Consider the following 22,036-nt stretch of genomic DNA (forward strand, 5'->3'; position numbering starts at 1 on the left):
AGAGAACGCCGAGGGCCCCTTCCGCCGCGCGGAAGGGGCCCTCTGACGTTGCTAGCCGACGTTGTCGAGCTTCAGGCTTTCGGCGCGGGGCCCGCCTGGTCGGAAAGCATGCGCAGGGAGTTCACCAGGCCACCGATGAGATCGCCTTCCTTGAACGACGCGACCATGCTGGCGACGGCAAGCTTGGCGCCGCGGTCGGGCAGGCGCTCCGCGGCGTAGGTGCCGGTGACGATCTCGATGCGCCGCTCCCCCGGCGACACCGCGACCAGCACGGCCTGCGCGGCAGCTTCACCGATCGAGGCGTGCAGCCGGGCCGCCTCGGCCTGGCTGTCCTCGCCGAGCGCACCGAGGTAGATGCTGAAGTCGAGGCCGGCCTCACGGCTCGCCAGCGTCAACGCCTCGTCGAGCCGGGCGAGCTGCTTGGGGCTGAATGGGCCGGATGGCGCATCGGGCTCATACATCTTGGCTGCCGAGCGCCGTCCGCTGGCGGTAATCGCGACGCCGTATTCGGCCTCGGGAGCCTCGACGACGGCAGCTTCATGCCGGCCGTGTACCTCGGTGGCAGTCTCGGTCACAGTGCTCTCACCAGTTGCCACGAGCGCCTCCTCCTACGGTCGAGCCGCCGAGGGCGGGGATCGCGGCGCCCGCAGCGCCGTGCCGCGTGATGGCGCCGACGCCGTCGGGGTTGGCACTCCACCACAGGGGCGGGTGATCCCAGGCCTGGCCCGAGCGGTACCGGGGCCTGCCCGAGAACTTGGACCGGTTGGTGATCAGTCCGACCGCGCCGTAGATGGCCCCCGGGATCGCGGCGTAGACCAGGATCGTCTCGACAACATTCACGTCGGCAGCGTATCGGATGCCCGCCGGGCCTACCCGGCCACGCCGCCCTTCGCGGGCACCCTTTCGGGCGGCCTTTTGGGCACCCCTTCGGGCACTGCGGACCGGTGACCGTTCACCCCACCACAGGCGCCGTCCGCCGCTTGCCGCGTCCGGACTGGAACGTTGAGCCGAAGGCCGCCGCGCGAAAGGTTGCAACTCACCGTGCGGGCGGCCGCACCGAGCGCCCATGGGTTGTTAGCTGAGTGAAATGCTCGTAGCTTTTTCACCTGTACGGGCCTTGCGCCTCGCCCTAGGTCCCCAATAGGTAACGCACCGGTCTCGAGAGGACTCATCATGCAGAGCGTTCAGGCACCCACCCAGGCTATTGCGGACAACTTTCCGTCACTGTTCGCTGCTGACGGAGCCCTCCTTCAGCGTGGCACCCGTGTGACGGCCGGCACACGTGTCACTCGCGGTACACGGGTCACCCGTGGCACCAGGGTCACCGCCGGCACCCGAGTGACCTGTGGCACCCGTGTCACACGCGGCACACGGGTCACCCGCGGTACCAGGGTCACCGCCGGCACGCGGGTCACCCGCGGCACCCGTGTGACGCGCGGCACACGCGTCACGGCCGGCACCCGCGTCACCGCCAGCTGAAGAGCGTCACTCAGCCACACAGTTGATCGGCCACACAGTTGATCGGCCACACAACCGCGTAGAAGATCCTCCGGCTCGCCCCGGCCGCCTTCCCAGGCAGCCGGGGCGCCGGCATATCCACGCTCAGGCGGCAGGCGCGCCCAGGTAGGGACGCCACAGCGGATCCGCCTCGGTCGAGTGCGCCAGCAGCTTCCAGTGCGGCCCGTGCGGGGCACGGGGCACCACGCGCAGCCGCCAACCCAGCTCCGAGAGCAGTTTGTCGGCTTTGCGATGATTGCACTTCGCGCAGCAGGCGACGCAGTTCTGCCAGGTGTGAGGTCCGCCACGACTGCGCGGCTGGACATGGTCGATCGTCTCGGCCCTGCCTCCGCAGTAGGCGCACCGGAAGTGGTCACGATGCATCAGGCCGGCGCGGGTCAACGGGACTTTCGCGCGGTAGGGGACGCGGACATAGGTGCTCAACCGGATCACCGAGGGCACCGGCAGGGAGACCGACGCCGCGTGCAGCAGGAGCCCGGCCGGATCGCCGTGCACCACCTCGGCCTTGCCACACATGACGAGCACCACAGCGCGACGGAGCGGCAACGCTGTGAGCGGCTCGAATGTGGCGTTGAGCAGGAGAACTCGCCGTCGGCCCGTGGCCAGAGCAGTGGGTGCGGCCCCGGGCGCCGGGTCCCGCCCTCTACGCTGTCCGGGCGGTCGGGATACACCCCCTGGCCGCGATCCGGGCCCACCCGAGTGGGCACACAGAACGACCTCCGGTGTTTGCCCGGCCACGGCTTGGCCCGGCACACCGAGGGGGATGGGTTGTCGGTCTGGCACTCGACCACCTCCACCAATACAAGCCATAGTCGACCATAGATGTGCCCCTCCGCGCACGTGTGTTAGGTGACGTGTCACACGACGTCCACGAGATCGTGGCCGAACGCAGGCGGACCTGAGGGGCACACCAGGCGAAAAGGAGTGCTTCCAGCTGTGAATCCCCTGTCCGCTCAGCAGCCAACCTGCATCAACGAAGCCGGCTCCTGGTGCGCGCAGATCTTCCAGTGGACCCACAACGCGTGGCTGGCCGGTTCGGGCAGCTGGCTGATCACCAAACCGGTCCGGATCCTGCTGATCCTGCTCGTCGCACTGCTCGTCCAGCGCCTCGTCAGGCGACTGATCGGCAGGCTCACCACCATCCCGCGCGGCGGTGGCAAGCTCCCGACCCTGCTGCGGCCGCTGCGTGAACGCGCGCCGGACACGCTGGGCCCGGTGGTCGTCGAGCGACGGCGTCAGCGCGCCACGACCATCGGCTCGGTGCTGAAGTCGATGAGCACCTTCCTGATCTACGGCCTGGCTTTCGTGCTGATCCTGGGCGAGCTCGGGATCAACCTCGGCCCGATCATCGCGTCGGCGGGCGTGGTCGGGGTCGCGATCGGGTTCGGCGCGCAGAACCTGGTCCGGGACTTCCTGTCCGGGATGTTCATGATGGTCGAGGACCAATACGGCGTCGGCGACGTCGTGGACCTCGGCAGTGCCAGCGGGACGGTCGAAGCGGTCGGCCTGCGCATCACCACGCTGCGCGACATCAAGGGCACCGTCTGGTACATGCGCAACGGCGAAGTCCTGCGAGTCGGCAACTCCAGCCAGGGCTTCGCGGTCGCCGTCATCGACGTGCCGCTGAGCTACACCGCCGACGTCGACCGCGCCACCGCCGTGATCACCGACGCGATTTCTTCGGCGGTCAAGAGCTCGGAGCTGTCGGCGCTGGTGCTGGGGCCGCCGGAGGTGCTCGGCGTGGAAAGCGTGACACCGGAAGGCATCGAACTGCGGCTGACGGCCAAAGTCCGCCCCGGCAAGCAATGGGTCGTGCAGCGTGCACTGCGCGCCTCGATCATCGCCGCGCTGGAAGAAGCGGGCTTCGATCCGCCGCTCGGCCGGTTCATCAACACTCCGGCCGTCGAGAAGTAGCCGGGAAGAGGCAAAATGGAGTGGTGGCAGACGTGAGCAGTCAGGCAGTCCCGGCAGAGCCGGAGACCTTCTACGACGCGGTCGGTGGCGAACCGACCTTTCGCAAGCTCGTAGCCAAGTTCTACGCGTTGGTGGCCACGGACGAGATACTCCGGCCGCTCTACCCCGAGGAGGACCTCGGGCCGGCCGAGGAGCGCTTCCGGTTGTTCCTGATGCAGTACTGGGGCGGCCCGCACACCTACTCCGACCAGCGGGGCCATCCACGCCTGCGCATGCGGCACAACCCGTTCAAGGTCGGCCCGAACGAGCGCGACGCGTGGTTGCGCGCGATCGGCCAGGCCGTGGACGAGGTGGGCTTCGAAGAGCCATACCGCCAGCAGCTGTGGGCCTACCTCGAGATGGCCGCCAACAGCATGATGAACAGTTTTGAGTGATGCGAAGAACCACCGAAGGCAGGCGTGACGAGCCGCAGGGGACCCTGTGGTGGCATGACGCCGTTTTCTACCAGGTCTACGTCCGCTCCTTCGCCGACTTCAACGGCGATGGCGTCGGTGATCTCGAAGGCCTGCGCACCCGGCTGGGCTACCTCGAACTCCTCGGCGTCGACGCGTTGTGGCTGACGCCGTTCTACCCCTCCCCGATGGCCGACCACGGTTACGACATCGCCGACCCGCGCGAGGTGGACCCGACGTACGGCAGCCTCGGCGATTTCGACGCGCTGGTGGCCGACGCGCACAGCCGCGACATCAAGATCACCATCGACCTGGTGCCGAACCACACCAGCAACACCCATGAATGGTTCCGCTCGGCGATGGCGGCCGCGCCGGGCAGCGCCGAGCGCGAGCGGTACCTCTTCCGCGACGGCAAGGGCGAAAGTGGTCAGGAGCCGCCGAACAACTGGGTCAGCGCGTTCGGCGGACCGGCGTGGACGCGGGTGCCGGACGGGCAGTGGTACCTGCACCTGTTCGCGCCGCAGCAGCCGGACCTGAACTGGGTCAACCCCGAGGTGCGCGCCGACTTCGAACGGACACTGCGGTTCTGGCTCGACAGGGGCGTCGACGGCTTCCGGATCGACGTCGCGCACGGGATGGCCAAGCCGCCGGGCCTGCCGGACATGGATCCGCGGGTGAGCGCGCTCAGCAGCGGCGACTACGGCGACCCGAGGTTCGACAACGACGGCGTGCACGAGATCCACCAGCTGATCAGGAAGGTGCTCGACGAGTACCCGCAGACGATGGCGGTCGGCGAGATCTGGGTCGCCGACGAACTGCGGCTCGCCCGATACCTGCGGCCCGACGAGCTGCACCTGGCATTCAACTTCCGGCTGGTGCTGACCCATTTCGACGCCGACGCGCTGCGCACCACGATCGACCGGTCCCTCGCCGTCCCGATGGCGACCGGCGCGCCGGCGACGTGGACGCTGGCCAACCACGACGTCTGGCGGCAGGTCAGCCGGTACGGCGGCGGCGCACAGGGCGTCCGCCGGGCGCGGGCGATGGCTGTCGTCGAGCTGGCGTTGCCGGGCGCGGTGTACCTGTACAACGGCGAAGAGCTCGGGCTCGCGAACGTCGATATGCCGGCGGAGGCCATGGCCGACCCGCGCGCGAGGACGAGCGGGCCGGAGTACGGGCGTGACGTCTCGCGCGTGCCGCTGCCGTGGGAAGGGGATGAACCGCCTTTCGGGTTCTCCCGCACCACCCGCACCTGGCTGCCGATGCCGGCCGAATGGGCCCCGCTGACGGTGGAAAAACAACTCGAAGACGAGACGTCCACGCTCTCGCTGTACCGGCGCGCGGTGGAGCTGCGGCAGAAGCATCCGGCGTTTTCCGGCGACGAACTCGAGTGGTACGGCGCACCGGCGGGATGTTTCGCGTTCCGGCGCAAAGCGGGCGGGCTGGTGTGCGCGCTGAACACCTCGGCTTCACCGATTACGTTGCCGCCAGGGGAAGTTCTGCTTTCCAGCAGTCCACTGGAGGACGGAAAACTGCCCCCGGACGCGGCTGCCTGGCTCGTCTGAGGCGAACCGGGCTGTTAAGTGTTAAACGTTCTTAACGACGCGAATTTCTTTTAATCTCGGTCTGCTCCCAACTATTTCCCCGCTTAGAGGAGATCGAGTATGCGTATTCGCGGCAAGGTGCTCTCCACTGTTTTCGCCACGACCCTGATTCCGCTGTCCATGTTTGCGCCGGCCGCTTCCGCCTCGCAACCGCTACCCCCGCCGGCCGCCGTCGACGGGGTCGCCCACGCTCTGCACCTCTCGACGGACCAAGCACGCGAACGACTACAACAGCAGGACGGGGCTCAACGAATCTCGGCAGCGCTCCCGCAGTCACTGCGCGCCGCGCTCGCGGGCGAATGGTTCGACGCGCAGAGCGGGCAACTCGCCGTGGCCGTCACCGATCAGGCCGCCGCGAACGCGGCACTCGCGGCCGGTGCCCAGCCCCACCTCGTCACCCGGGGGAAGGCCCAGCTCGACGGCTTGGCCGCTGCGGTCGGCAAACTGGCCGCGCCGCACGTACCCGGCATCGGCGGCTGGGGTGTCGACCCGGTGACCGACAGCGTCGTCGTCACGGTCGACCGAGCCGCGGCCACCGCCGTGACGGCACGGTTCCTGGACGCGGTGTCGACACTCGGTGAAGGCGTCCGCACGAAGGACGTCGCCGGCCTGCCAACCCGGCAGTCGGGCACCGTGCAGCCGGGAAATCCGTGGTGGCCGGGCAGCGAATCCAACTGCTCGGTGGGCTTCGACGCCACGGATGCCCAGGGCGGCAAGGACTTCGTCACCGCCGGGCACTGCACCAACGACGCCGACCAGCCGGTGTACGGCGCGAGCGGGCAGCAGAACCGGGTCGGCACGTCGAACGTCGGCGGCTCGCACAGTGTCGACGCGCAGGAAGGCGACATGGGTGTAGTCGCGGTGGACCAGCCCGGCTGGACGCTGTCGGCGTCGGTCAACACCTGGGGCGGCGCCGCGGTGACCGTCACCGGTTCGACCGAGCCACTTGTCGGCCAGGCCGTGTGCCATTCCGGCAACACTTCGCACTGGCAGTGCGGCACGGTGACCGCGGTCGACCAGAGCATCGACTACGGCAGCGTGGTCGTCGACGGGCTGTCGACGACCAACGCGTGCTCGCTGGGCGGCGATTCCGGCGGCGCGTGGCTCGCCGCGGACAAGGCCGTCGGCCTGCACTCCGGCGGGCAGTCCTCATGCGCGCCGGGCGGTGCCGACAACCAGTCGATCTTCCAGCCGGTGAACGAGGCGCTCCAGAAGTGGTCGCTGACCCTGTTCACCGGCGGCGGCAGTGGAACGGACACCCAGGCCCCCAGCACTCCCGCGAACGTGCGCTCAACGTCCACCACCGCGACGAGCGTCTCGCTGGCTTGGGACGCCTCGACCGACAACGTGGGTGTGACCGGCTACGACGTCTGCAACGGCGCAACGGTGGCGACGACGGTCTCGGGCACCTCCGCGACGATCACCGGTCTCACCGCCGACACCGCGTACTCGTTTACGGTCAAGGCGAAAGACGCGGCGGGGAACTCCTCGGCCGCGAGCTCGGAGGTCAGCGTGCGCACGCCGCCTGGCAGCAGCGGCCGGGTCTTCAGCAGCACCACGGCTTATCCCATCAAGGACTTCCAAGTGTCGGTCAGCCCGATCCGCTCGACGGCCACCGGCGCGGCCGCTTCACCGGTCACCGTCGGGGTTTCGGCGACGCACACGTGCGTGGAAGACCTGACGATCACGCTGGTCTCGCCGTCCGGCAACAGGTACACGCTGCAGCGGTCCGGCGGCGCGACCTGCCACGCTTACCCCGCGGGCGAGACGTACTCGGTCCCGGTCTCCGGCCAGCAGGCCTCGGGGACTTGGACGCTGCGGGTCGCCGACAACGGACCGGGCGACACCGGCACGCTGAACGGCTGGTCCATCACCTTGTAACCACAGTGCGGTGAAAGGGACTTTCCTTGCGTCCACCGCACGGAAAGTCCCTTTCACGCGACACTAGTCCCATTCCCAGCGGAAGCCGTAGCAGCCGGGGCCGAAGTTGAGCGCCACCGCGTGCACGGAGGACACGTCGTCCATCGGCATGGCCATGACCTCTTCCTTTCCGGTATCGGGACGGGCGTATCGCATGCAGCGCGCGGGCTTTTCGTCGCCGTCGAAACCGACTTCGAGCACGTATTCGCGGACGGGGAACCGGAACTTGCGCTCGTAGTTGGTGGCCGGCGGGAACGGCGCGGAAGTGACGAGTTCGTGTTCGGTGAGCACCGTTTCGCCGCGTCGCAGCGGCCGCTCGAACAGCAGCTCGGCGGCGAGAAAACCAATGTCCGGGCGGGCGACGACCCGGCCGGTCCGGCAGTTGCGCAGCGCCCGCACCCGCGGAACCGGCCGGTTGTGCTCGTCGAGGTGCATGATCACGACCCACCGGTCGGGACCGTCGGCCTCGGCGCGCAGGACCTGACGCGACAGGAAGGACCGCTCGCCGCGGTCGGATCCGATGGTGACCCGGTCGTGCTGGCTGATCCTGGCCAGGCGGTCGTCCCACCGCGTGTCGAGCCCGCTCACCAGGTCCGAGACCTGCTCGGGCTGCGTCCAGAACGCGGACATCCGGTGGTCCGCACCAGCGGCCTTCAGCCATCGTCCCCGTTTGCGCGGCGGCGGAAGGTGCCCGAGGAGCGTCCCCTCCGGCAGTCCGAGCACTTCTTCGAGGCGGGCGAGCGCCACCAGCGATTTCGGCCGTTCCGGGCGGCTGCGGCCGTTCTGCCAATAACTCAGCGTCGCCAGGCTGACTGAGATCCCTTCGCGCGACAACCGCTCTTGGATGCGCTCCAACCCCAGTCCCCTGGCCCGGATGGCGGCACGCAGCACTTCCGGAAATGAACCGGTTTCCCCCAGACGAACGGTCACACGGCCCTCCCCGGCGGAATCGGATTTCCGAGTAACCGTAGGTGAACGGCCACCCACCCGGAAGGGCCGGGATTTAACAGGTAAAACTCAGCACGGCGAGGGTGCCGATCGGGGAGCTTTCGATCCCATCCGCCGCGCTGCGGACAATCGCCCTGCGAGGTGTACTGAGCCGGAAAAGCTCAGGCGGATCCACCGGAGTTATGTCCGGCTTCGAAGGCCTCGGTGACCAGCCAGCCGACGACCGCCGCGGCCTGGACGTAAGGCGCGGCTTTCGCCGTGCCACGACCAACCGCCCTGGTCCGCGCCCACTTCTGCGCGGGCCGCACGACGGTATGGGCCTCCATTGCCTGTTCAGGGGCAGGATCGGCGGGACGTTCGGTGCGCCACGGCGTCTCACCAGGCACGACGTCGGCCAGGAAATCCGCCGTCGGGTCCCCGTCGTCCTCGGTGCCGCGTCGCTCGATCATGACCCCACTGTGGCACCGCCGCTCGCCCGGCACCACCAGCCGGGCGAGCGATAAGAAACCCGTAATCGACGCCAGAAGCCGCTAGGAGCTGTTAGAAGAGCAGCGGCAGCAGTGCGTGACGGCGTTTCAACACGGCACCGTAGCGGGCGTCGAGGCGCATCCAGGAGTCCGTGGCGGTCACCCGGACCACGTCGCCGGCGATGGTGGAGTCGAGGAACCCCATGCCCGACAAGGCGAACAGGCACCGGAGCTGCACCTTGATCTCCACCTTCTCCCCGGTGACGGTCAGCACCGGCTGATCCATCAACGAGGCCGGCGGAGTGCCGTGCGGGCCGACGTTGTCCTTGGCGAGGGTGACCCCGCGGTCGGCGAGGTCGGCCACCACGATCACCGGCAGTTCGTCCACCAGCTGCCAGCCCTCGGCCGCCGGCAGCTCCGAATGCCACATGATGTCGCGCGCGGGTCCCGGGTCCATCCGCTCGCCGCCGACGACGGTAAGCGCGGCCAGCAGCTCGTTCCCCGAGACGGTGATGTCCGAGGGGGTGATCTCACCGGCGACCGCCCTGGTGGCGAGCACCTCGAACGGCGTCGACACCCACGCTTCGACCACGCCGGCTCCCGGCCGTTGACGCAACCGCACGAACGTCTGACCGTCGAGCCGGACGGCCCTGGCCACGAACGCGCCGAGCGTCTCCCGATCGGCCTCGTCGGGAATGCGGAGTTCAGGCACGCTCAGGTTCCCTTCATAGCGTCGCCCGCGGCGATCCGGTCCCGCAGGAAGTCACGCTCGGGATCGGTCAGCCGGCGCGGCCGCCCGGACACGAGATCGTACGGCGCCAGCTGGGTTTCCGCGGTGACGGCCACCTTGTCCTCTGCGGACGGTCCATCGTGGACGGCGTAGCCGAGGGTGAACGACGCGAACTTCAACCGGGTCAGCGTGATGTCGACCCGGAGCTCCTGCCCGGACACGATGATCGGCGCGAGGTAGCGAACGGTCAGGCTCGCCACCACGATCCCCTTCGGCAGGTCGGTGAGACCAGCGCGGTTCGCTTCGCCGAACAGCAGCGGGATTCTCGCCTCTTCGAGCACCGTCACCATTTTGGCGTGGTTGATGTGCCCGTACGGATCCATGTCGGTCCACCGCGGCCGGACGGTCGCGACGTAGGCCCTGTCGGTCATCTGACGGTGCTGCGGATCTGCCGCGCGGCGACGGACAGGGTCGCCAGGTCCAACCGGCCCAACCGGTTGATCTCGTCGAGGGCAACCCGCGCCCTGGACAGCCGCAGCGAGTTCGCCCGCTCCCAGTACTCGATCTTTTCGTCCACTGTGTCCTCTGAATCGCTGTGCCGCAGGGCGTCCAGCGTGATCGCCCGCAACGAAGCGTAGACGTCGTCGCGCAACGAGATCCTGGCCAGTGCGTGCCAGCGGTTGCCCCGCTCGAGCGCGCTGATCGAGGTCAGCATCTGGTCGACGTTCAGGTGATCGGACAGGGCGTAGTACAGCTCCGCGGTGACCTCCGGGTGCCGCACCGCGTCGGAGCCGGCCTGGTGCTCGGCCAGCTCGGAGGCCTCGGTGACGTCGAGCAGGCCGTAGGCGTGCAGCAGCACCGAAATCCGCCGCGCGAGCGGCTCCGGGACGTCGTCCGCCACCAGCTTGTCGACACCGGCCTGCAAGGACTCGGCCTCGCGACCGCGCAGCAGCCCGCTCGCCTTGGCCGCGAGTTCGGCGACCACCGGGCCGAACCGGTTGATCTCGGCGAGCGGGGCCAGCGGCTGCGGCCGGTTGGTGAGGAACCACCGCGCCGCGCGGTCGAGCAGGCGCCGGGTCTCGAGCATCATCGCGTCCGCAACCTCGGTGCGGACCACCGTGTCGAGCGCGGCGATCTCACGCCAGAGCGAGGGCAGGTCGAAGACGTGGTTGACCACGGCATAGGCACGCACCGCGTCGGTCGCGGTGGCGTTCATCTCCTCGGCGAGGCGGAAGACGAACGAGATGCCCGCCCCGTCAACGACCTCGTTGGCGACCAGCGTGGTGATGATCTGCCGCTTGAGGGGGTGGTCGAAGATCGCCGTGCCGAACCTGTCACGCAGCGGCTTCGGGAAGTACTCCGGCAGCCGCCTCGCGAACACCTCCGACTCGGGCAGCTCGCTGGCGAGCAGCTCGTCCTTGAGCTCCAGCTTGACGTGCGCCAGCAGCGTCGCGAGCTCCGGCGAAGACAGGCCGTTGCCTGCCTTGTCCAGCGCCCGGAACTCCGAGGTCGACGGCAGCCCTTCGAGCTTGCGGTCGAACGCGCCGGCCGCCACCAGCGCGGCGACCTGGCGCTGGTGCACCGAGAGCATCGGCCCGGCATGCGCCCGGCTGACCCCGAGCACCGCGTTCTGCTGGTAGTTGTCGGCGAGCACGAGCGCGGAGACCTCGTCGGTCATCTCCTCGAGCAGCTCGTTGCGCTGCCCCTGCTCCAACCCGCCGGCCGCCACCAGGTGATCGAGCAGGATCTTGATGTTGACTTCGTGATCGCTGCAGTCGACGCCGGCGGAGTTGTCCAGGGCATCGGTGTTGATCTTGCCGCCCGACCGGGCGAACTCGATTCGGCCCAGCTGGGTCAGCCCGAGGTTCCCGCCCTCGCCGACGACCTTCGCGCGCAGCTGGCTGCCGTTGACACGCACCGCGTCGTTGGCCCTGTCCCCGGCGTCGGCGTTGGTCTCGCGCTCGGCCTTGACGTAGGTGCCGATGCCGCCGTTCCACAGCAGTTCGACCGGCGCCAGCAGGATCGCGCGCATCAGGTCCGTGGGCGCGAGCTTGACGACGTCGTCGCCGAGGCCGAGCGCGCGCCGCACCTGCGGGCTGATCGGGATGATCTTGGCGCTGCGCGGGAAGATGCCGCCGCCCTTACTGATCAGTGAGCGGTCGTAGTCGTCCCACGACGAGCGCGGCAGGTCGAACAGGCGACGCCGTTCGGCGAATGAAGTCGCGGCGTCCGGGTCCGGGTCGAGGAACACGTGCATGTGGTTGAACGCGGCGACGAGCCGGATGTGCTCCGAGAGCAGCATGCCGTTGCCGAAGACGTCCCCGGCCATGTCGCCGACACCGACGACGGTGAAGTCCTCGGCCTGGGAGTCCTTGCCGAGTTCGCGGAAGTGCCGCTTGACGCTCTCCCACGCGCCCTTGGCGGTAATGCCCATGGCTTTGTGGTCGTAGCCGACCGAACCGCCCGAAGCGAACGCGTCTCCGAGCCAGAAGCCGTAATCCGCCGACACCTCGTTCGCGATGTCGGAGAAAGTGGCGGTGCCCTTGTCGGCCGCGACGACGAGGTAGCTGTCGTCGCCGTCGTAGCGGACGACGTCCGGCGCGGGCACGGTCTTGCCCTCGACCCGGTTGTCGGTGATGTCGAGCAGCCCCGAGATGAGCATCCGGTAACAGGCGATGCCCTCCTTGAGCTGCGCCTCCCGGTCCAAGCCGGGATCACCGGTCGACAACGGCGGACGCTTGACGACGAACCCGCCCTTCGCGCCCACGGGCACGATGACAGCGTTCTTCACCGCCTGCGCCTTGACCAGGCCGAGCACCTCGGTGCGGAAGTCCTCACGCCGGTCGGACCAGCGCAACCCGCCACGCGCGACCGGGCCGAAGCGCAGGTGCACGCCCTCGACCCGCGGCGAGTAGACGAACACCTCGAACCGCGGCCGGGGCTCGGGCAGATCGGGCACGCCCTGCGGGTCGAGCTTGATCGCCAGGTACGGCCGAGCCTTCCCGTCGGCGTCGGTGACGTGGTAGTTCGTGCGCAGCGTCGCGCCGATGACCGCGAGCAGGCGGCGCAGGATGCGGTCCTCGTCGAGGCTCTTGACCTCGTCGATCAGCTCGGAGATCGACGTCGTCAGCGCGTCGCCCAGGCTCTTGCGTTCAGCTTCCGGGCGCGCCGGGTCGAACCGGAGCTCGAAGAGCCGCACCAGCTCGGTCGCGATATCGCAGTGCGCGAGCACGGCGTCCTGGATGTACTCCTGGGAGTTCGGGCTCCCGGCCTGCCGGAGGTAGCGCGAGTACGCGCGCAGGATCGCGGTCTGGCGCCAAGACAGCCCGGCGCGCAGGACCAGCGCGTTGAAGTCGTCGACCTCGGTCTGGCCGCACCAGGCGGCGTTGAACGCGTCCTGGAACCGGGTCTGCAGGTCGGACTCGCCGCCGGCGGCGATCTGGTCGAGCACCCGCGGCTCGATGCGCAGCCCGAAGTCGTAGATCCACGACCAGGTGCCGTCGTCACGGCGGAGCTCGTACGGCCGCTCGTCGACCACCTCGACGCCCATCCGCTGCAGCATCGGCAGGACCTTCGACAGCGTCACGCCCTCGCCGAGCAGGTACAGCTTGAACCGCCGTTCGCCGGGCTCGGCATCGACCGGGACGTAGAACGACATCGCGAGCTCGCCGTCGTTGGACAGCGAGTCCAACTGGCGCAGGTCGGCGAGTGCCTCGCTCGCGCGGAAGTCCTCGCGATAGCCCTCCGGGAACACCGAGGCGAACCGCTGCCCCAGCTCGACCGCGGACTCCTCGTGGAGCATGCCCAGCGCGGTGGTGCCGTCTTCGGCGCGCTCCCGGCGTTCGGCCAGGATGGCCTCGACCATCAGGTCGTCCCAGCTGCGGACGGCGGTGTTGAGCCGCTCCTGGATCGCCACGGTGTCGGGTTCGATCCGGCTGGCCGGGTCGGTGTGCACGATGAAATGCACCTGCGCGAGCACGGTTTCCCCGATGCGCGCGCTGTATTCGAGCTGGGTGCCCTCGAGCTCGGAGAGCAGCACCTCCTGCATCGCCAGCCGCGAACGCGTCGTGTAGCGGTCACGCGGCAGGAACACCAGGCATGAGTAGAACCGGCCGTAGGTGTCACGGCGCAAGAACAGCCGCAGCCGCCGCCGGTCCGACAGCGTGATCGCGCCGGTGGTGGTCGAGTACAGCGAGTCGGTGTCGGCGGAGAACAGGTCCGCGCGGGGCCAGTTCTGCAGCACCTCGAGCATCCGCTGCCCGGAGAACGACTCCATCGGGAAGCCTGCGCGGTGGATGACCTGCCGCACACGGCCGCCGATGACCGGGACGTCCAGGACGTTGGCGTGCAGCGCGGTGGTGGTGAACATGCCGAGGAAGCGGTGTTCCCCGGTCACCAGGCCCCGCTCGTCGAACGTCTTGACACCGACGTAGTACGGATAGATCGGCCGGTGGACGGTCGAGGGCGCACTCGCCTGGGTCAGCACCAGGAGGGTCGGCTCGAGCGCGCTGGGCGCGGTGTCCGGACCGGCGGTGAGGCTGCGGGCGGCGAGGCTGTCCTGCCGCAGGACGCCGAGCCCCGATGCGAGCACCGTGCGCAGCGCCGGCTCATCGGTGCCGGGGTTCGTGTCCTCGACGATCTCGTAGCGGCGGTAGCCGAGGAACATGAAATTGCCGTCGGCGAGCCAGCGCAGCAGGTCCGCGCCATCGGAAACCTCGTCGGCGGGCAGCAGCGGCGGATGGGCGTCGAGCTCGGCGGCCAGCTGGCACGCCGCTTCGGCCATCTTGTCGGCGTCCTCGACGACCTCGCGGACGTCGCCGAGCACCGAGGACAGCCGGTTGTCGAGCTCACGGGCGCGGTTCGGGTCCGAGACAAGATCGATCTCGACATACATCCACGACTCTGCGGCCGCGCCCTCCGGCGGCGACGCCGCGTCGGCGGTCGGGTAGACCTCCAGCAACTCGCCGGTCAGCTCGCGGCTCACCACCACGATCGGGTGCACGATCCGCTGGACCTGCACTCCGTCGCGGGCGAACTCCGCGGCCACGGAGTCGACGAGGTAGGGCATGTCGTCGGTGACCACTTGGACGACGGTGGCCTCGCGGGTCCAGCCGTCCTCGGTGGTCGTCGGGTTCAACAGCCGCACGGCCGGCCGTCCCGGCACCCGCTGCTGGGCCAGCTGCAGATGCGAACGGACCGCGCCGACGAGCGCGACCGGGTCGTCCCCGAGCACTTCCTCGGCCGGAATGTGCCGGTAGTACAGGCGAACGAGCTCGCCGATCTCCGGTGCCAGGGCGGCCGCCGCGTCGATCAGGTCGTCCCGGATCTGTTCCGGGGTGGCCGATCGGCGCTGAACGCCACCGTTCTCGATGCCGACGCCACTTTCGGGCGGGGACGAGACTCCCGTCGAGCTCATTGAGCAACTCTCCACTTTGCGTGAGGTAAACGGTGCCGGCCACTTCGATGTGGACGGCAAGGCCCACCTTAATGCCCGGACACCGCGGCGTTCACAGAACACCGGGTTGCGCCCCCATAGGGCGAGAATGCTTGAACCCACAAGGGAAACGTGATCGGTTCAGTCATCGATCCAGTGCGCTGAAAGCAGTACCCAATCCAGGTGAATTCCATAGTGGATCCGGTGATTTACCTAGTGATCGAGCTAACTCTCGTCAGTGCGGTGACGGCCGCTGTCCGCGGCAGTCTCCCCCGATCGCCGATGCCCGTTCATCGGGCGCACGTCCTGTCGTTCGGCCTGCCGTTCGGTTTGCGGCCCCAGGCGTTTGACCAAGGCCGAAGCGCTGGACGTACCCGCTTGGTGCTCGGCCAGTGCCCTGGCAAGCAGCTCGGCCAGGCCGGCGTCCGGCGGCGGCTCGTCGGCGGAGATCGCGCGGGCGTAACCGTCGCCAAACGGCTCGGAGGTCGACGACCACTGGGAACCGCCGCTGTCCTGAAGAGGTTCCAGAGACGGCGGCATGCGCAGGCGCGGGAGCCACGGATCGGAAACCTGGTCTCCATACCGGTCACCGATGGACAATTCGTCATTCGACGGCGCCGGGCGCCGGAAAGGTTCGGGTGTGGGTTCGGTCACCACGGGCGCGGGAGCCGGGGGCTCGGGCTCGAAGACCGCCACTGGTTCGGGGGTGGGCACTGGAGTTGCCCGAGCCGGCTCGGGCGGGAGCACGGACGAGACGTCGTCGGTGGCGCGTCGCCGTCCGCCGCCGCCACCGGTGTTGGCGCCGGCGATGCCGAGCCTGTCGAGGACCGACCGCGCCGCGACCGAACCGTGCTCGGAGTCGTGGCGGGTGGTAGGCGCGAGGGCGTCGCGGTGGCCGTTAACCGGCTCCGGGACGGCCGGGGACCGGCTCTCGGTGGCGCGCCCGTTCGTCGGACTCGCCGTGTTTGTCGGGCTTGTCGGGCTTGTCTGGCTCGTCGCACTAGCGGGGCTGACGTGGGCGGACCGGCCGTTCGACGAGCCGTTGCGCGGCGGCTCGGGCAGTTCCCAGCTGGGGGCGAACGACTCCGGAACGGCCAGTGGCACGTGGCTCACCGTGACCTGAGGAACCCTCGGAGCGGGTTCAGCGGCCGGGGCCGGCGCGAGCTGCAGCTCCGGTACCGCGGGTGCCGCCGGAGAGACCGCCGAGCGCGAGGTGGTCGGCGAGAGGATGTCATCGAGGTCGACCTGCGCCTGCTCACCGGAGCCGAACTCCCCGGAGAGCAGTCCACAGGCCTGCCGCCGCTCCCTGGAGTGGAGGTGTTCGGCGGCGCGGGAGCGGTGCAGGCATTCGATCGCCTCGGACGGCCTGCCGAGCCGCTCCTCCAGTTGCGCCAGTTCGAGCCACAACCGCGCGGTCAACGCGTGCAGACCGTGCTGGTCGGTGCTGTAGACGGCTTCGCGGAGCAAGACCGTGGCCGCCTCGCCGGAGCCGGCTGGCAGGTGCACCCGGGTGGCGATGGCGAGGCGGAGCCAGCCGGCGGGCGCGATACTCGCCGCCCGCAGCGGCGCGGCCAGCACCGGCTCGGAGATCTCGAGCGCCATCTCCGTGTCGCCGCGGTCGAGCAGGGTGCACGCCAGCTGGAGCACCAGGCGGATCCGGACCAGACCGGCGGCGTCCTCCGGCCGGTCGAGGCGTTCGAGCAGGCCGAGCCCGGTGCGCGCGGCATCGGCGGCGGCCGTGAGGTCGCCGTGGCGGCGGCGGTGCGCGGACGTCCCGACCCGCAGGAGCGCGCGCAGCAGCAGGACCGTGTCCGCGTCGAGGCTCTCGTCGGTGGAGCACAGCCTGTCGGCCTCCAGCAGCACCCTGTCCAACTCGGCTTTCCGGCCGAACTGGGCCAGGCAGCCGACCAGGTGGCACAGCGCCTCGGCTCGCTGGACCGGCGACAGGTGCGGCTCCGCCAGCACCGGCCGCAGCGCGGCGAGCGCGGTCAGCGGCGCGCCGACGGCGCGTGCGCAGACCGCCAGGTCGATCCGGAGGCGGGCCGCGATGTCGGCGTAGCCGGCGTCTTCGGCCGCACGCAGCGCGGCCACCGCCCGGCCGACGGTCGCCGGGCGGTCACCGAGCCGGACACTGGCCGAGACCACCAGGCTCTCGGCTCGCACCCACAGCTGATCGGACCCGGCCGCCTCCGCCAGCGCCGCCGCGCGCTCGCCGAGGATGAGCGAGAGCTCGGGCGCCCGCAACGAGACGTCCGCCGCTTTGCCGAGGAGGTGCCCAACGGCGTCGAGCCCGCCATCGCCCATGACCGCGTTCCACGCGCCCGCCGGAGAACCGGCGGACGTGCTTGTTCGGATGTGCTTGCTGGCTACCACTGGGGACTCCGCTTCAATGTCGGCTAAGACGTGCTCGCTCAGCGGTACTCAGGAGTATCACAAGGATCGTCCCTTCCGTCGGGGAACGTGCGATCGCCGAGTGCGTGAGCCCGCTGGAGCAAGCTCGCCGGATGCCTAGTCGCGGGTGAGCTTGCGGTGGGTCACCCGGTGTGGCCGGGCGGCTTCCGCGCCGAGACGGTTGATCTTGTTCTTCTCGTACCCTTCGAAGTTGCCTTCGAACCAGTACCACTGCGACGGGTTCTCGTCGGTGCCCTCCCAGGCGAGGATGTGGGTCGCCACCCGGTCGAGGAACCACCGGTCGTGCGAGATGACCACGGCGCAGCCGGGGAACTGTTCGAGCGCGTTCTCCAGCGAGCCGAGCGTCTCGACGTCCAGGTCGTTCGTCGGTTCGTCCAGCAGGATCAGGTTTCCACCCTGCTTCAGAGTCATCGCCAGGTTCAGCCGGTTGCGCTCGCCACCGGAGAGCACCCCCGAAGGCTTCTGCTGGTCCGGCCCCTTGAAACCGAAGGCGCTGACGTAGGCCCGGGACGGCATCTCGACCTGCCCGACGTGGATGAAGTCGAGCTTGTCCGAAACCACCTCCCACACCGTCTTCTTCGGGTCCAGCAGCCCCTCACGGTTCTGGTCCACATAGGACAGTTTGACCGTCTCGCCGATCCGGACGAGGCCGTCGTCGGCTTCCTCGAGCCCGACGATGGTCTTGAACAGCGTCGTCTTGCCGACCCCGTTCGGTCCGATGACCCCGACGATGCCGTTGCGCGGCAGGTCGAACGACAGCCCGTCGATGAGGACCCGGCCGTCGAATCCCTTGCGCAGCTTGTCGACCTCGACCACGACATTGCCCAGGCGCGGGCCAGGCGGGATCTGGATCTCCTCGAAGTCCAGCTTCCGGTACTTGTCGGCCTCGGCGGCCATCTCCTCGTACCGGTCGAGCCGGGACCGCGACTTGGTCTGGCGGGCCTTCGCGTTGGACCGCACCCACTCGAGTTCGGTCTTGAGCCGCTTGGCGAGCTTCTGGTCCTTCTTGCCCTGGACCTCGAGGCGTTCCTGCTTCTTCTCGAGGTAGGTCGAGTAGTTGCCCTCGTAGCCGACGACCCGGCCGCGGTCGATCTCCATGATCCACTCGGCCACGTTGTCCAGGAAGTACCGGTCGTGCGTGACGGCCAGGACGGCGCCAGGGTAGGTGGACAGGAACTGCTCCAGCCAGAGCACGCTCTCGGCGTCCAAATGGTTGGTGGGCTCGTCGAGCAGCAGCAGGTCCGGGCTGGACAGCAGCAGCTTGCACAGCGCCACGCGGCGGCGCTCACCACCGGAAAGGTGGCCGACGCCCTCCTCCGGCGGGGGACAGCGCAGCGCGTCCATGGCCTGCTCGAGCATGGAGTCGATCTCCCAGGCGTCCCCGTGGTCGAGATCCTCCTGGAGCTGCCCCATCTCCTCCATCAGCTCGTCGCTGTAGTCGGTCTCCATCAGCTTGGCGATCTCGTTGTACCGGTCGAGTTTGACCTTGATGTCGCCCAGGCCCTCTTCGACGTTGCCGCGCACGGTCTTTTCCTCGTTGAGGACCGGCTCCTGCATCAGGATGCCCACCGACGCCCCCGGTTTCAGGACGGCCTCGCCGTTGCTGGCGTTCTCCAACCCGGCCATGATCTTGAGCACGGTGGACTTTCCAGCACCGTTGGGACCGACAACGCCGATCTTGGCTCCGGGGAAGAACGCGGTGCTGACATCGTCGAGGATGACCTTGTCCCCGACGGTCTTGCGCACCTTTTGCATCGTGTAGATGTACTCGGCCATGCGAGCGATCGTAGAGCGAGCTCGCGGAGGGCTCGACGGCGGTCACCACAGCTCTACCGACCGTAAGGCCGCGATCACTACCCGGCCGGGCCCGGTGCCGCGCGAAACGCCGACGCCACCAGCGCTCCCGCGTCTCCCCCGCACTCATGCGGCGGACACCCCCGCACCCTCGCCGACAAGCGCGTTCTCGGCACCGGCCGGGCGCGGTCCGGGCAGCGGGCGCCACGCCCGGAACTCGGGTCGCTCGATCGGACGGGGCCTGCGGACGCGTTGCACGACCGCCGTGCACCGGTTGAGGTTCGGCCCCACGGCCGAGGCCTCAAGCTCAGGTACAGGACGAGACTGTTCGGTGTCGGCCGGGCCGCCGGTGAACAGCCGGCCGGTGACGATGACCGGGTCGCCCTTGGTGAGCGAGCTGTGGACGGCCTCGGCGAGTTTGCGCCAACAGGTCACCCTGACCGACAGGTGGCGCCCGTCGATCCAGTCGCCGCTTCCCCTGTCCCGTCGGCGTTCCGTACTGCGCACCCAGAAGCTGACGACGTCGTGCCCGTTCGACGTCGAGCGCGTCAGCTCGCTGGCGACGCTGCCGACCAACGTGACCGTGGTCTCCCCTACCGCCATGATCCTGATCCCTTCCCCTTCACGGTGCCGGGGCCTGCTGCCGCCGGCGAGGCGTGAACCCAGCTTGCGTCAGCGTGAAGGGGAAAAGGGCGTGCTCGGCCAATCTGTGGACAACTGGCGGCGCGGGTGAACAACTCGCCGCGGTCCGGCCGGCGAAGGCGGGAAATGTCGGAGGCCTGTGGTAGCGCTCTCCGGACTCACTCGGTCGGTTTGCCGCCGGACATCTGACGCAGCATCTCGTTGTAGGCGTTGAGGTCCTCGTCACCAGTGACCTCCTCGCGGCGGTCCTTGCGGCGCGCCTCGCGGTCGTCGGCGCGCGACCACTGCACCAGCAACGCGATGAGTACGAGCAGCACCGGGATCTCCCCCGAGGCCCATGCGATGCCGCCGCCGAGCCGCTGGTCGGAGAGCAGGTCGCTGACCCACGGCAGTTTCACCGACCGGTAGAACTGCTCGCCGATGACGGTCTGCATGCTCATCAGGATCACCCCGAAGAACGCGTGGAACGGCATGGCACCGAACATCATGCCCAGCTTGCCCAGGTGCGGAATCCGGCGCGGGGCGGGATCCACCCCGATCACCGGCCAGTAGAACAGGTAGCCGGTCAGCAGGAAGTGGAGGTTCATCAAGATGTGTGCCCAGTGGTAGTCCAACGCCGAGTCGAACAGCCCGGAGAAGTACAGCGCGTAGAACGACCCGACGAAAAGCACGAGCGCGATAATCGGATGGGTGAGGAACCTGGACACCGGTGAGTGCACGGCGGCCAGCAGCCACTCACGCGGTCCCGGCGGCTGCCCCTTGCCCGCGGCAGGCAGTGACCGCAGCGCCAGGGTGACCGGTCCGCCGAGCACGAACAGCACCGGCGTCACCATCGCCAGGAGCATGTGCTGACCCATGTGCACGCTGAACATGGCCGGCGCGTACCGGCCGATGCCGGAAGAAGTGCCCATCAGCAGCACGAAACAGCCGGCGAGCCACGCGATCGTCCGGCCCACCGGCCACTTGTCGCCGCGACGCCGAAGCCGCCGGACACCCGCCAGGTAGAGCCAGGCCAGCACCAGCGCGGCGGTGCCGAAGATCAGGTCGAAGCGCCAGTCGAACAGCAGCCGCCCGACCGTCGGCGGCCCGTCGAGGTTGTAGCCGATGAGCAGTTCGGTGTTCGAGGGCTGGGTGAAGCTCTCGGCGGGCGGCGGGGTGCGTGCCAGGCCGCTCGCAATGCCGAGGGTGACGAACATCAGCAGCACTTCGACCGACGCGAGCCTGAGCAGCTGCCGCCCGCTGCCTCCGTCGACGAGCGGGCGCACCCCGCGCTGCCTCTGCTGATGCCCGAACACGCCCAGCAGGAGCAGCGCGACGATCTTCGCGACGACGAGCAGTCCGTAGTCGGTGGTGAGCAGGTCGGACACCGAGATCCGCACCAGCGCGTTGATCACCCCGGAGATCGCCATCACGATCCAGCACACGAGCGCGAGGCGGGAGAAGCGACGAGCGGCGAGCGCCAAGTTCGTGCCCTTGCGCCAGCCCAGCGCGAGCACCGCGATCAACCCGCCGACCCACAGCGCGGCGGCGATCAGGTGGAACAGCAGGCTGTTGGTGGCCATGTCGTGGGAACCGCCGCTGGCCGAGTGGCCGGTGACCGCGACCGGGACGAGCCCGCCCACGGCCAGGAAGAACAGCGCGGTGGTCCACCCCCAGGACAGCGCGAGGCGGCAGCCGACGGCGAGGACCAGCGCGATCACGGCGGTGAACACCCAGGCCTTGGGCTGCTCGATCGCGTCGACGAGCTCCACCAGCGTGGTCGGGTTCAGCACCTCCGCCACCGGCTTGCCGGCGCCGTCGGCGGCGGTGAACACCACGGACGCCACCGAGGTGACGAACCACGCCCACGCCGCGACGTTGGCGGTCCGCAGCGCGCCATACCCGTCCGGCGCCAGCGTCCCGGACTCCTGCGGCGGCACCAGGAACGCCGCGAGCAGCAAGGAACCGACACACACCACGGACGCGGCCTCGGCCAGCACCCGGACCGCCGTGCTGCCGTACCGCGTGACGAGCCCGGGGTCGGTGAGCCCGGTGACCAGGGCGCCCGCGCCGCCGGTGAGCGCGACCAGGCCGACCGCCACCATCGCCGCGATCACGACGCCGACGGAGATCAGTGGCAGCACACTCGCCCGGCCACGGGGGGTGGTCACATCGTCAGAAGGCAAGTCAGAAGGCACGTCACGAGGGTAGGCCGGGCGTGC

At 69.1% G+C, this 22,036-nt stretch carries 16 protein-coding genes; 4 read left to right on the plus strand and 12 right to left on the minus strand.

The window, feature by feature from the left end:
- Positions 1 to 71: 71 nt before the first annotated feature.
- From JWQ81_RS33195 to JWQ81_RS45150, 3 genes are all read right to left on the minus strand, one after another.
- The gene (locus JWQ81_RS33195) at positions 72 to 494 is read right to left on the minus strand and encodes a DUF5130 family protein (protein WP_297547834.1); all 423 of its coding nucleotides are present in this window, start codon (positions 492 to 494) and stop codon (positions 72 to 74) included.
- Positions 495 to 582: 88 nt separating this feature from the next.
- Positions 583 to 840, minus strand: coding sequence for a hypothetical protein (locus tag JWQ81_RS33200; protein ID WP_297547744.1), 258 nt, complete (start codon positions 838 to 840; stop codon positions 583 to 585).
- 762 nt (positions 841 to 1,602) lie between these two features.
- Positions 1,603 to 2,034: an HNH endonuclease gene (locus JWQ81_RS45150; RefSeq protein WP_366942364.1), complete on the minus strand. Its 432-nt coding sequence runs from the start codon at positions 2,032 to 2,034 to the stop codon at positions 1,603 to 1,605.
- 420 nt (positions 2,035 to 2,454) lie between these two features.
- Between JWQ81_RS45150 and JWQ81_RS33210 the strand changes: the two genes are divergently transcribed.
- The 4 genes from JWQ81_RS33210 to JWQ81_RS33225 all read left to right on the plus strand — a co-directional run bounded on the left by JWQ81_RS33210 (position 2,455) and on the right by JWQ81_RS33225 (position 7,369).
- Positions 2,455 to 3,432, plus strand: a complete 978-nt coding sequence (locus tag JWQ81_RS33210) for a mechanosensitive ion channel family protein (protein WP_297547746.1) — start codon at positions 2,455 to 2,457, stop codon at positions 3,430 to 3,432.
- A gap of 32 nt (positions 3,433 to 3,464) precedes the next feature.
- Positions 3,465 to 3,866, plus strand: coding sequence for a globin (locus tag JWQ81_RS33215; protein WP_297547747.1), 402 nt, complete (start codon positions 3,465 to 3,467; stop codon positions 3,864 to 3,866).
- Positions 3,866 to 5,449: a glycoside hydrolase family 13 protein gene (locus JWQ81_RS33220; RefSeq protein ID WP_297547748.1), complete on the plus strand. Its 1,584-nt coding sequence runs from the start codon at positions 3,866 to 3,868 to the stop codon at positions 5,447 to 5,449. Before JWQ81_RS33215 ends, JWQ81_RS33220 begins: the two co-directional genes overlap by 1 nt.
- A gap of 99 nt (positions 5,450 to 5,548) precedes the next feature.
- A complete protein-coding gene (locus JWQ81_RS33225) occupies positions 5,549 to 7,369 on the plus strand; it encodes a proprotein convertase P-domain-containing protein (protein ID WP_297547749.1) in 1,821 nt (606 codons plus the stop codon).
- A gap of 63 nt (positions 7,370 to 7,432) precedes the next feature.
- On the opposite strand, the gene JWQ81_RS33230 is transcribed toward JWQ81_RS33225, so the two are convergent.
- From JWQ81_RS33230 to JWQ81_RS33270, 9 genes are all read right to left on the minus strand, one after another.
- A complete protein-coding gene (locus JWQ81_RS33230; protein ID WP_297547750.1) occupies positions 7,433 to 8,338 on the minus strand; it encodes a helix-turn-helix transcriptional regulator in 906 nt (301 codons plus the stop codon).
- A 179-nt stretch (positions 8,339 to 8,517) separates the two neighbouring features.
- Positions 8,518 to 8,805: a hypothetical protein gene (locus tag JWQ81_RS33235; protein WP_297547751.1), complete on the minus strand. Its 288-nt coding sequence runs from the start codon at positions 8,803 to 8,805 to the stop codon at positions 8,518 to 8,520.
- A 91-nt stretch (positions 8,806 to 8,896) separates the two neighbouring features.
- A complete protein-coding gene (locus JWQ81_RS33240; protein ID WP_297547752.1) occupies positions 8,897 to 9,535 on the minus strand; it encodes a hypothetical protein in 639 nt (212 codons plus the stop codon).
- A 2-nt stretch (positions 9,536 to 9,537) separates the two neighbouring features.
- Positions 9,538 to 9,984 carry a thioesterase family protein gene (locus JWQ81_RS33245; protein ID WP_297547753.1) on the minus strand — a complete coding sequence of 149 codons (447 nt, stop codon included), beginning with the start codon at positions 9,982 to 9,984 and terminating at the stop codon, positions 9,538 to 9,540.
- Positions 9,981 to 14,969 (minus strand): NAD-glutamate dehydrogenase, encoded by a 4,989-nt coding sequence (locus JWQ81_RS33250; protein ID WP_297547754.1) that lies wholly within the window; start codon positions 14,967 to 14,969, stop codon positions 9,981 to 9,983. The genes JWQ81_RS33245 and JWQ81_RS33250 overlap by 4 nt, the downstream gene beginning before the upstream one ends.
- A 243-nt stretch (positions 14,970 to 15,212) precedes the next feature.
- Complete coding sequence (locus JWQ81_RS33255; RefSeq protein ID WP_297547755.1) at positions 15,213 to 17,360, minus strand: hypothetical protein; 2,148 nt, start codon at positions 17,358 to 17,360, stop codon at positions 15,213 to 15,215.
- Between the two features lie 135 nt (positions 17,361 to 17,495).
- Positions 17,496 to 19,175, minus strand: a complete 1,680-nt coding sequence (gene ettA / locus JWQ81_RS33260) for an energy-dependent translational throttle protein EttA (RefSeq protein WP_297547756.1) — start codon at positions 19,173 to 19,175, stop codon at positions 17,496 to 17,498.
- A gap of 144 nt (positions 19,176 to 19,319) precedes the next feature.
- Positions 19,320 to 19,796, minus strand: a complete 477-nt coding sequence (locus JWQ81_RS33265; protein WP_297547757.1) for a single-stranded DNA-binding protein — start codon at positions 19,794 to 19,796, stop codon at positions 19,320 to 19,322.
- Positions 19,797 to 19,993: 197 nt separating this feature from the next.
- Positions 19,994 to 21,919 (minus strand): cytochrome c oxidase assembly protein, encoded by a 1,926-nt coding sequence (locus JWQ81_RS33270; protein ID WP_297547835.1) that lies wholly within the window; start codon positions 21,917 to 21,919, stop codon positions 19,994 to 19,996.
- Positions 21,920 to 22,036 lie beyond the last annotated feature (117 nt).

Origin of the sequence: Amycolatopsis sp. (genome assembly GCF_025464955.1) — a bacterium.
GTDB lineage: Bacteria > Actinomycetota > Actinomycetes > Mycobacteriales > Pseudonocardiaceae > Amycolatopsis.

Excerpts from the sequence above, each read along its gene's own strand:
- JWQ81_RS45150 (WP_366942364.1), bottom strand. The coding sequence starts at position 2,034 with ATGTGTGGCAAGGCCGAGGTGGTGCACGGCGATCCGGCCGGGCTCCTG.
- JWQ81_RS33220 (WP_297547748.1), top strand. The coding sequence starts at position 3,866 with ATGCGAAGAACCACCGAAGGCAGGCGTGACGAGCCGCAGGGGACCCTG.
- JWQ81_RS33225 (WP_297547749.1), top strand. The coding sequence starts at position 5,549 with ATGCGTATTCGCGGCAAGGTGCTCTCCACTGTTTTCGCCACGACCCTG.
- JWQ81_RS33235 (WP_297547751.1), bottom strand. The coding sequence starts at position 8,805 with ATGATCGAGCGACGCGGCACCGAGGACGACGGGGACCCGACGGCGGAT.
- JWQ81_RS33245 (WP_297547753.1), bottom strand. The coding sequence starts at position 9,984 with ATGACCGACAGGGCCTACGTCGCGACCGTCCGGCCGCGGTGGACCGAC.
- JWQ81_RS33250 (WP_297547754.1), bottom strand. The coding sequence starts at position 14,969 with ATGAGCTCGACGGGAGTCTCGTCCCCGCCCGAAAGTGGCGTCGGCATC.
- ettA (WP_297547756.1), bottom strand. The coding sequence starts at position 19,175 with ATGGCCGAGTACATCTACACGATGCAAAAGGTGCGCAAGACCGTCGGG.
- JWQ81_RS33265 (WP_297547757.1), bottom strand. The coding sequence starts at position 19,796 with ATGGCGGTAGGGGAGACCACGGTCACGTTGGTCGGCAGCGTCGCCAGC.
- JWQ81_RS33270 (WP_297547835.1), bottom strand. The coding sequence starts at position 21,919 with ATGGTGGCGGTCGGCCTGGTCGCGCTCACCGGCGGCGCGGGCGCCCTG.